The 1942-nt window shown below is 61.4% G+C and carries 1 protein-coding gene; it reads right to left on the bottom strand.

The window, feature by feature from the left end; all coding sequences use genetic code 11:
• On the bottom strand, positions 1–1916 hold a 1916-nt coding region (locus EOA13_RS36975; protein ID WP_206535371.1), incomplete at its 3' end, for a hypothetical protein.
• Positions 1917–1942: the final 26 nt, after the last annotated feature.

Raw genomic sequence — 1942 nt, 5'->3', positions numbered from 1 at the left:
CTCTTGGTAGTCCAGCGAACGCGCGGTGCCGGCGCGCGAAACTCAGATGTTTCCCACGGCCTGCGGTCTCCCAGCGCGCTTCTGACCGGCATCAACGGTTCAGAAGCCTCATAGGCCGTGATCAGTTGCCGCAGACCTTCACGCGTGTAGATTTCCTGCAACCCCCGGACCTCGGTCACTTCGTCCTGATCGCCGGGGGAGCCAGCCGCGTCGGCGGGGCCCGAAACGAAAATATGGGAATAGCCCTTTAGATCGATCTCCACCGTGCCGTTGCGGATCCCGTTCCTCACCTCCTCGAGCGAAAAGCTCGCGGTCAAAGCGGACGGTTCATCGAGCAGGATGTCGGCAAGACGTGAAAGCCATAGGTCACGGTCAAGCCGCCCCGGATCACCGAAAAGCGCGTCCTCGATCCGGCGCATTGTCTGTCGCAACTGCTGGCTGGAATGACGTTTGGCTTCCGCCAGACCACTGGCCTCGACATACTTCGCTTCGGTTACAACAGCGCGAAGCCTTGGGCGCCCATCAGGCCCCGGGTCGACGCTGAGCGCAAGGATGTCGGCAATTCCTTCCTCTCGCTGGCCCAGCCATTGCGCGTAGTCGTCCAGGAGGAACCACGACGCCGGACGCTTCAAAAGCTCCTCAGCAACAAGTGCACGACTGAGAACCAGGCCTATCAACTCCCCCGCTGATACGCCGCGCTTGGCCGCACGCAATATGACATCGCCAGAGATGGCCGTCGCATCGGCGATCATTCTCTCGGCAAGCGCAGATAGACGCTCGTCGCTAAGCCCGAGGCTGAGTTGATCAAGGCGTCGACGGACAAGCACCGGCAGGACGCGCAGGTCCGAGGTCGAGGACACCACCATGTTGCGGCCGTGCGTGCGTTCGCGCCGATACCGGATGACCTTGATGCCCTGTGCCATGAGCTGCCGCTTGTCGAGGAGGTCGTCATAAGTGGCGACCCACTCGGCCAGGCCGTGAACATCCTTGAACATTGCCTCCAGGCCATGGTCCTGCAGCGAGATCTGACGCGCGGGCAGGTAATGCTCGTTGTCGCGATGTGACTGTTTGCGGATCACGGCCGCCAAAGCGTCGAGATAGGACCAGCCGACCCGAGGTTGGCGGGGCGAAACCAGATAGCTTGTAGCGGTGAGTTGTTCTTCTCCAACAACCCGGCGATACGACCAGCGAGGCGGCACGTGGTCGGCGATCGAGGGGTCCGTGTCGTCGTTGCGCGGGACCGAAAACCAGGCCTCCCTGGCCTGACGCGATACGACATCATGCAGGAACGCTACGTCTACGCTGCGCTCGTCAGGCGCCCGGCGCCCTGTGCTGCCTTCAAGCATCACCCCGATTCTGAGCTTCGACATGAAATTGAGCGAGGTTTCACTGACGACGATTGCGTCGGGATCGTTGCCGGACTGGTCCAGCAGATCGGTATAGACCTTGTTGAGCTTGGAACGGTCTCGATGGCGGACGAGGACGTTGCAGTGGACCTCGTCTTCGTGAACTGACCCCAACGCGTTGACCGTGGCCAGTGGCAGGCCCGCAGCATCGCAGTTGTAGAGCATGATGCTCAAATTGGCGCGCTCATGCGGCTGCAAGTCGAGATAACGGCCGATCAACCCGCGGATCTCACGCGCAGCCTCGGCCGGATCCACATCGGTGGACGCTTCCGAGGGATCGCGAACCGGCCGTTCCATGAAGCTGTAATCGTTGAGTGTGCTCGTCTCCGTCAGGAGAACCGCTTCACCCCCCGTGAAACCCGGGACCGCCTCCGGATAGTAAGGGTGCGCGAGTTCAGACCGAAGATCGGCAAAAAAGAGCCGCTGGTCGCCGAAATTGACTTCCTCCGCCTTGAGCAGGTGATCAATCAGGCCGCAGAGAGATCGCATCTTGACTGCCGTTGCGGCCATCCGCATCGGGTGCCAAGGTGCTACGA

Source organism: Mesorhizobium sp. M7A.F.Ca.US.011.01.1.1 (genome assembly GCF_003998295.1).
Taxonomy (GTDB): Bacteria; Pseudomonadota; Alphaproteobacteria; order Rhizobiales; family Rhizobiaceae; genus Mesorhizobium.
The sequence above is the reverse complement of the archived record's forward strand: the minus strand, read 5'-3'. Positions and strand labels throughout refer to the sequence as shown.